The 8,494-nt window shown below is 74.1% G+C and carries 7 protein-coding genes; 6 read left to right on the top strand and 1 reads right to left on the bottom strand.

Annotated elements, in window-relative coordinates; translation table 11 throughout:
* Nucleotides 1-277 precede the first annotated feature (277 nt).
* Nucleotides 278-862 carry a hypothetical protein gene (locus HCN56_RS21105; RefSeq protein ID WP_167973504.1) on the bottom strand — a complete coding sequence of 195 codons (585 nt, stop codon included), beginning with the start codon at nt 860-862 and terminating at the stop codon, nt 278-280.
* A 129-nt stretch (nt 863-991) separates the two neighbouring features.
* Between HCN56_RS21105 and hemL the strand changes: the two genes are divergently transcribed.
* From hemL to ccsB, 6 genes are all read left to right on the top strand, one after another.
* Nucleotides 992-2,311 carry a glutamate-1-semialdehyde 2,1-aminomutase gene (hemL, locus tag HCN56_RS21100; protein ID WP_167973502.1) on the top strand — a complete coding sequence of 440 codons (1,320 nt, stop codon included), beginning with the start codon at nt 992-994 and terminating at the stop codon, nt 2,309-2,311.
* A 60-nt stretch (nt 2,312-2,371) separates the two neighbouring features.
* On the top strand, nt 2,372-3,181 hold the full coding sequence (locus tag HCN56_RS21095) for a histidine phosphatase family protein (RefSeq protein WP_167973500.1): 810 nt from the start codon (nt 2,372-2,374) through the stop codon (nt 3,179-3,181).
* 265 nt (nt 3,182-3,446) lie between these two features.
* On the top strand, nt 3,447-4,121 hold the full coding sequence (locus tag HCN56_RS21090) for a TlpA family protein disulfide reductase (protein WP_167973498.1): 675 nt from the start codon (nt 3,447-3,449) through the stop codon (nt 4,119-4,121).
* Nucleotides 4,121-4,885 (top strand): cytochrome c biogenesis CcdA family protein, encoded by a 765-nt coding sequence (locus tag HCN56_RS21085; protein WP_167973496.1) that lies wholly within the window; start codon nt 4,121-4,123, stop codon nt 4,883-4,885. The genes HCN56_RS21090 and HCN56_RS21085 overlap by 1 nt, the downstream gene beginning before the upstream one ends.
* A gap of 204 nt (nt 4,886-5,089) precedes the next feature.
* A complete protein-coding gene (gene resB, locus HCN56_RS21080) occupies nt 5,090-7,219 on the top strand; it encodes a cytochrome c biogenesis ResB family protein (RefSeq protein WP_280923307.1) in 2,130 nt (709 codons plus the stop codon).
* A 49-nt stretch (nt 7,220-7,268) separates the two neighbouring features.
* On the top strand, nt 7,269-8,414 hold the full coding sequence (ccsB, locus tag HCN56_RS21075) for a c-type cytochrome biogenesis protein CcsB (protein ID WP_167973506.1): 1,146 nt from the start codon (nt 7,269-7,271) through the stop codon (nt 8,412-8,414).
* Nucleotides 8,415-8,494: the final 80 nt, after the last annotated feature.

Here is an 8,494-nt window from a genome sequence, read left to right as displayed (position 1 = left end):
CGCGGTGCGGCGCGGGAACCGCCGGTGGTGCGCCGCGATTCGGACGCACGCCCGAGCGGTGCGCCGGGCGGTGGCGGACGGTGCCGGGCGGTGACCGCTGCCTGCCGCGGCCGTGCACCGGGGGCCGCCGCGCGGTGGTTCGCCCGCACGCGGTGGAGGTCGGCGGTGCCGTGGGGGCCGGGTGGGCGCGAGGGGCCGCGGTCACCGTGCCGGGCGCGGCGCGGTCGCGCCCCGCAGCCCGTGGCGGAGGTGTGCCGGGCGGCTCAGCGGCGGGTGCTCACGGCCAGACGAGGCAGTACGGCTGGTGCCCGGCCTCGTGCAGCCGCCGGGAGAAGTCCTGCCACTCGTGGAGCAGCCGGTAGACGCCGAACGCGTCGCGCGGGCCGCTGCGGTCCGGGACCGTCGACCAGATGAACGCCGCCGCGCCGACCGTCTCCTCGCCGATCCCGCGCAGCGGGTCGACCACGGTCGTCGGGAGCTTGACCACGGCGTAGTCCGGATGGAGGACGACCAGCTCCAGCGGCGGCACCCGGTGCAGCGGCACGCCCTCTATCCCCGTCAGGACCATGGCGGCCATCGTCTCGGGCTTGATGCTGGTGAACATCCCCTGGCCGAGCTCGTCGCCGCCCAGCTCCTCCGGCCGCATCGAGGTGGGGACCCGCGCCGCGGTGGCGCCGTTCGGCGCGCCGAAGTACTTGTACGTCACGTCCATGCGCGCCGCGCGCCCCCCGTCCGCGACCGGCTGTTCGGCCCGGGGCTGCTGGCGGCGTCTGCGTCGGTGCCGGCCGCGCGCAGCGCTCTGGGGCACTTCGGGCCCGAGGTCTCCGGTGCCCTCGCCGATACCGCCACCGCCGCGCTGCATGTCACCGCCCGATCTCGCCGCGACCCCGGCCGCGTAAACCCGATCATCGTCTCTGTGGCCTTCCCCCAGCCGGACACCGGCGAAACGCCCGGAGGCACGGCGGAACGGGCCTGATGTCACCATGGTCGCGTGACCTACTCCTACGATGCTCCAGTCTCGCAGACGCTTTTCGACCGCGCGGCGGTTGTCACACCAGGGGGCGTGAACTCACCGGTGCGTGCTTTCCGCGCCGTGGGTGGAACGCCCCGGTTCATGGTGTCCGGTACCGGTCCCTACCTCACCGACGCCGACGGGCGCGAGTACGTCGATCTGGTGTGCTCATGGGGCCCCATGATCCTCGGCCACGCCCACCCGGCCGTCACCGAGGCGGTGCGCGACGCCGTCGGGCGCGGCACCTCCTTCGGGACCCCGGGCCAGGGGGAGGTGGAGCTGGGCGAGGAGATCGTGGCCAGGATCACCCCCGTCGACCAGGTGCGGCTCGTCTCCTCGGGTACCGAGGCCACCATGTCCGCCATCCGCCTCGCCCGCGGCTTCACCGGCCGCGCCAAGGTGGTCAAGTTCGCCGGGTGCTACCACGGCCACGTCGACGCCCTGCTGGCCGCGGCCGGCTCCGGTGTCGCCACCTTCGGCCTCCCCGACACCCCGGGCGTCACCGGCGCGCAGGCCGGCGAGACGCTGGTGCTGCCCTACAACGATCTCGACGCCGTGCGCGCCGCGTTCGCCGCGCACCCGGGCGAGATCGCGTGTGTCATCACCGAGGCGTCGCCCGGCAACATGGGCGTCGTCCCGCCGCGTGAGGGCTTCAACGCCGGGCTGCGCGACCTCTGCCGCGAGAACGGCGCGCTCTTCGTCTCCGACGAGGTCATGACCGGGTTCCGCGTCAGTCGCCAGGGCTGGTACGGCATCGACGGCGTCGCGCCCGACCTGATGACCTTCGGCAAGGTCATGGGCGGCGGCTTCCCCGCCGCGGCCTTCGGCGGCCGTGCCGACGTGATGGCGCAGCTGGCGCCCGCCGGCCCCGTCTACCAGGCGGGCACCCTCTCCGGGAACCCCGTCGCCACCGCCGCCGGCCTCGCCCAGCTGCGGTTGCTCGACGAGGACGCCTACGCGCGGGTCGACGCCGCGTCGCTCCAGGTCCGGACGCTGGTCTCCGAGGCGCTCAGCGAGGCGGGGGTCGCCCACCGGCTCCAGGTCGCCGGGAACATGTTCTCCGTCTTCTTCACCGACACCGAGGTGACCGACTACGCGGGCGCCCGCGCCCAGGAGGCGTTCCGCTTCAACGCCTTCTTCCACGCGATGCTCGCGCGCGGCGTGTACCTGCCGCCGTCGGCGTTCGAGTCGTGGTTCGTCTCCAGCAGCCACGACGAGCGGGCGATCGAGCGGATCGCGGCGGCGCTCCCGGACGCAGCCCGCGCAGCGGCGCGGGCGACCGACGAGAGCGGCGAGTGAGGCCGCCCGCCACCCGGAAGACAGCGGCCAGCGGGCCGTGAACCACAGGAAAGGGCACAGATGACCGGCACAGCGGACAGCGACAGAGATGTGACGGCCACCCCGCCGGCGCAGCGCGGCGGGAGCACGGGAGGGCCGGCCGGGGACGACTCCCCGGCCGTTGCCACGCCGGACCCCGCCGCCGGGGCCGGTACGACCCCGGGGGCCGCCGGCTCGCCGGTCAAGACGGTCGTGCACGTGGTGCGCCACGGGGAGGTCCACAACCCGGAGGGCGTGCTCTACGGCCGGATGCCCGGCTACCACCTCTCCGAGCTCGGCCTGGAAATGGCGGAGGTGGTCGGCCGGCACCTCGCCGGCCGGGACGTGGCCCACGTCGTCTCGTCACCGCTGGAGCGCGCGCAGGAGACGGCGCAGCCCCTCGCCGCCCCGCACGACCTCACCGTCGCCACCGACCGCCGGCTGATCGAGGCGGCCAACGTCTTCGAGGGCAAGACCTTCGGTGTCGGCGACGGCGCGATGTCCCGTCCGGGCAACTGGAAGCACCTCTACAACCCGTTCCGCCCCTCGTGGGGGGAGCCGTACCTCGATCAGGTGGTGCGGATGCGCGGGGCGCTGGAGTCCGCCCGGGACGCGGCGCGCGGGCGCGAGGCGGTCTGCGTCAGCCACCAGCTGCCCATCTGGCTGCTGCGCAGCCACGTGGAGCGCCGCAGGCTGTGGCACGACCCGCGCAAGCGGCAGTGCACGCTGGCGTCGCTGACCAGCTTCACCTTCCTCGGTGACGAGATCGTCTCGGTCGGGTACACCGAGCCGGCGATCGAGCTAGTCCCGGTGCACCTGCGGGCGGGCGGCGCCCGCGGCTCCGGGGCCTGACCGCGCCGCTCCCGCCCCGGGCCCGGCCGGCGGCCCTGCTGTGGCGGTCCGGCGCCGTGCCGCTCCGGCTCGTGCCGCACGGTGCGGGCCGGCCGCGGCCATCCCGTCGGCCCCCTCCCGCGCCTCCCGCCGGGGCGCGGGGCGGGGGGCGGGGCCGTTCCGACCAGCCGACTCGCTGCGGGGCCCTCTTCTCCTTATCCGTTCCTTACATTCCGGACAAGGGGGGCGTGGAAGATCGCCGTACCCCGCATGGGAAACTTTTCACATGATCCAGAGCGACCCGTCCCGAGGCCGTGACGCGTACCGACGCTCCGCGCTGACCGCCGCCGCTCTCGCGCTCTGTGCCGTGGCGCTGACCGCCTGCGGTGGGGGTGAGGGCAGCGGCGCCGAGGCGTCCTCCGACGGCAGCGCGTTCGTGGAGGGCAGCGGCGTGATCACCTCGGTCCCCGTCGGCGACCGGCTCCCCGCCCCGGAACTGACGGGCGAGACCACCCACGACGAGCCGATCACACTGGCCGACTACGAGGGGCAGGTCCTGGTCCTCAACGTCTGGGGCTCCTGGTGCGCGCCCTGCCGGGCCGAGGCCCCGTACCTGGCCGCCGTCTCCGAGGACCTCGCGGACGAGGGCGTGCAGTTCGTCGGGATCAACGTCCGCGACCACGACCCGGCCAACGCCCAGGCGTTCGACCGCCGCTTCGGCATCGAGTACCCGAGCTTCTACGACCCCAAGGGCCGCCTGATCCTGGAGTTCCCCGCCAACACCCTCTCCCCGCAGGGCATCCCCTCCACGCTGGTCATCGACCGCGAGGGCAACATCGCCGCCCGCGCGGTGAAGGCGCTGACCGAGGAGGAACTGCGCGGCATGATCGAGCCGGTCCTCGCCGAGGGCGACGAGGCGGCGGACGGCGGCGGCGCCGGAAGCGCCGCGGACGACGCCTGATGGACGTCCTGGCGGCGGTCACCGACACCAACGAGACCGTGCTCGGCGGCGCGCTGCTGCTGGCACTGCCGCTCGCGCTCATCGGCGGGCTGGTCTCGTTCTTCTCGCCGTGCGTGCTGCCGCTCGTCCCCGGCTACCTCTCCTACGTCACCGGCGTCGGCGGCGCGGACCTCGCCGAGGCCCGCCGCGGCCGGATGCTGCTGGGTGCCTCGCTGTTCGTCCTCGGCTTCTCCGCCGTCTTCGTCTCCGGCGGCGCGCTCTTCGGCGGCTTCGGCTACCTCCTCCAGGAGCACCGCGAGGTACTCACCCGGGTCTTCGGCGCGCTGATCATCCTGATGGGGCTGCTGTACCTCGGGCTGTTCCCGCGGCTGGGCCAGCGGGAGTTCCGCCTCCACACCCGGCCCGGACTCGGCCTCGCCGGCGCCCCGCTGCTCGGCATCGTCTTCGGTATCGGCTGGACGCCCTGCATCGGCCCGACGCTGGCCGCGGTCAACTTCCTCGCCATGCAGGAGGCGACCGCACTGCGCGGCGCCGTGCTGATGGTCGCCTACTGCCTGGGCATGGGGGTGCCGTTCATCGTCGCGGCGCTGGCCTTCCGCCGCAGCCTCAGCGCCTTCGGCTGGGTCAAGCGCCACTACAAGTGGGTGATCCGCATCGGCGGCGGCATGATGATCGCCACTGGCGTCATGCTGATGACCGGCCTGTGGGACCTGATCGTCTACGAGCTGATGGTCTGGTCCGCCGACTTCCAGGTGTGGATCTGATCCGATGGCGATCCGCACCCGCACCACGACACCCGACCCCGCCACCGGCCGCGCCGCGGCGGGCGGCGCACGCACACCGGTCGGCCACCCGCCGACCGCGGCCACCCCGGGCGACCGCCCGACCAGCGACCGAGCCGGCAGCTGCCACGCCGGCGACCGAGCCGGCGGCGGGCACGCCGGCGCCCGAGCGATAGCGACCAGCCGATGAGTGAGCACACCGACCCCACCAGCGCCGGCCCCGACGGGCGCGACGAGTCCGCCGAGGCGACCGACGACGCCTCCCGGCTGTCCACCGCGCCCCGCACCGACGCCGAGCGGGAGGCCGCCGCCCGGCGCGGCGGCGCCGCGGCCGGGGGCGACCCGGCAGGCGCCGGCTCCTTCGGCGGCATCCGGGAGCCCGGCCTCCGCGGCGGACTCACCTGGACCGGGCGCGAAGCCGTCGGGTGGGCGCGCTGGATCTGGCGCCAGCTGACCTCGATGCGGGTGGCGCTGATCCTGCTGTTCCTGCTGGCGCTGGCGACCGTCCCCGGCTCGCTGATCCCGCAGGAGGGCGCCAGCCCCGTCGCCGCCGCCGAACTGCGCGAGAACAACCCGACGCTGGCGTCGGTCTACGACCGGCTCCAGCTGTTCGACGTGTACAGCTCGGTCTGGTTCTCGGCGATCTACCTGTTGCTCTTCGCCTCGCTGATCGGCTGCATCCTGCCGCGCGCCTGGCAGTTCGTGGGCCAGCTGCGCGGCCGCCCGCCGCGCGCCCCGCGCCGCCTGGACCGGATGCCGGCGTACACCACCTGGCGCACCGAGGCGGCGCCGCGCGAGGCGCTGGTGGAGGCCGAGCGGCTGCTCCGCCGCAGCCGGTTCCGGGTGGACGGCTCCGGCGTCCCCGCCTCCGAGGACGCCGGGGCGGCCGGCGGCTCGGTCGCGGCGGAGAAGGGCTACCTGCGGGAGGCCGGCAACCTCGTCTTCCACGTCGCTCTGGTCGTGATGCTGATCGCGTTCGCCGCCGGCGCGCTGTACCGCTCCGAGGGCGGCAAGCTGGTGACGGTCGGCAGCGGATTCACCAACACCCTCACCCAGTACGACGACTTCTCCTCCGGCACCCTCTTCGACGTCGACGACCTGGAGCGGTTCACCTTCGACCTCGACGAGTTCCACGCCGACTTCGTCCGCGAGGGACCCGACCTGGGCTCCGCGCGCGACTTCCGCGCCGACATCACCTACTGGCGCGACGGAGACACCGAGGGCACCGAGGCGTCGGTGCGGGTCAACCACCCGCTGCACATCGGCGACGCCAAGGTCTACCTGCTCGGCCACGGCTTCGCGCCGCGCGTCACCCTCGTCGACGGCCAGGGCGAGGTCGCCTTCAGCGGCCCCGTGCCGTTCATCCCGCAGGACAACGCCCTCAGCTCCACCGGGGTCGTCAAGGTCACCGACTACGTGGGGCCGGACGGCGAACCGGACCAGATGGCGTTCCAGGGCTTCTTCAACCCGACCTTCGCCCTCACGGCCGAGCGCGGCCCGCACTCGACCTTCCCGGACCCGGACTTCCCCGCCCTCACCCTCAACGCCTACCACGGCAACCTGGGACTGGACTCCGGCATCCCGCAGAACGTGTACCAGCTCGACACCCGGTACATGGAGCAGCTCACCGACGAGGACGGCGAGCCGCTGCGCATCAACCTGCTGCCCGGCGAGGAGTGGGAACTCCCGGACGACCGCGGCACCCTCACCTTCGAGGGGTTCGACCGCTGGGCCACCTTCCAGGTCTCCAGCTCGGCGGGGAACGGCTGGGCGCTGATCGGCGCCGTCGGCGCCGTCGGCGGCCTCGCCGCCTCGCTGCTGATCCAGCGGCGGCGGCTCTGGGTGCGGGCGACCACCGGCGCCGACGGGGTGACGGTCGTCGAGATGGCCTCGCTGGGCCGGTCCGAGTCGGCCCGCGTCCCGGAGGAGCTGGCCGAGCTGGCGCTCGCGCTCCAGCCGGCCGCCCCGATGCTCCCCGAGGCCGACGCGTCCGGCTCCGACGAGGCCGAGCCCGACGCGGTTCGCCCAGGCGAGTCCGACGAGTCCGACGGGCCGGACGAGCCCGACGAGGCGGACGGGCCCGACGAGCGCGCCGGGGGTGACCGGTCCGACGTGGCCGGCGCGTCCGACCGGGGCCCCGGCCCGGTACCGTCCGGGGACGGGGAAGGACGCCCCGGCACCCGCTCCGCGAGCGGCACCGGCACCGCCGGACAGCCGCCCGGGGGAGCCGACGCGGAACCGGACGACACCACGCCCGGCGCCGCCACCGACCCCGAGGCTGCCCCCGGCAGCCGCAGCGAAGACCTGAAGGAGTAGTCCCGTGTTGCTCGCCGCCGACGCAGAGCTCGCCGATTTCGGCAAGCTCATGATCTACACCGCGATGGTCGTCTACGCCCTGGCGTTCATCGCGTACATCACCGAGTGGATCTTCGGCAGCCGCAGCCGGGTCTCCCGCACGGCGACCGCGCTGACCGCCCAGGGCGCCGGCGCCACCGGCAAGGGCGCCGGTGACGCGGCCGCCGATGCCGACACCGCCGATGCCGACACCGACGGCCACGACGCGGACGGCGCCGACGGTGACAGCGGTACGGCCGACGAGGCGCCCCGCGGGCCGGCGGTGACCGTCCGCAAGGGCGGCACAGCCAAGGTGCTGGAGCGCCCCAAGGTCGTCACCCGCTCCTCCACCCCCTCCCGCGACCACCTGCCGGACGGCCCCGGCGCCTCCGGAGGCGACGGCCAGGGCGACCTGTACGGGCGCGTCGCCATCTCGCTGACGACCCTCGCCTTCCTGCTGCACTTCGGCGGGGTCATCACCCGCGCCATCGCCGTCGGCCGGGCCCCGTGGGCGAACATGTTCGAGTTCTCGACGGCGTTCTCCGCCGTCGCGGTCCTCGGCTTCCTCGGCTTCCTCGCCGCCGGGCGCAAGGTCCGGTGGATCGGTCTGCCGCTGGTCACCACCGTCCTGCTCGACCTCGGTCTCGCCGTCACCGTGCTCCACACCGAGAGCGACCAGCTGCCGCCCGCCCTCCAGTCGGTCTGGCTGTGGATTCACGTCGGGCTCGCGATCATCTGCGGCGCGATGTTCTACCTCGGCATGGTCGCGACGGTGGCGTTCCTCTTCCGCGACCGGTACGAGTCCAAGCTCGCCGCCGGCGGCACGCCGGGCCGGTTCGCCTCCTCGGTGCTGGAGCGGATGCCGACCTCCGTCAGCCTCGACAAGTTCGCCTACCGCATCAACGCCGCGATCTTCCCGCTGTGGACCTTCACGATCATCGCGGGCGCGATCTGGGCCGAGAACGCCTGGGGCCGCTACTGGGGCTGGGACCCCAAGGAGGTCTGGTCGCTGATCACCTGGCTCGGCTACGCCGCCTACCTGCACGCGCGCGCCACCGCCGGCTGGCGCGGCCGCAAGGCGGCCTACCTGGCGATCGCCGCCTTCATCTGCTTCCTGATCAACTACTACGGCGTGAACCTCTTCGCCAACAGCCTGCACTCCTACTCGGGCGTCTGACCCGACACCGTCCGGCCGCCGCGTGGGCGGCCTACACGCGACGCGACGACGGCGCGGCACCGGTCCACCCGGTGCCGCGC

Origin of the sequence: Streptomyces lonarensis (genome assembly GCF_012033735.1) — a bacterium.
Lineage (GTDB): Bacteria > Actinomycetota > Actinomycetes > Streptomycetales > Streptomycetaceae > Streptomyces > Streptomyces lonarensis.
The sequence above is the reverse complement of the archived record's forward strand: the minus strand, read 5'-3'. Positions and strand labels throughout refer to the sequence as shown.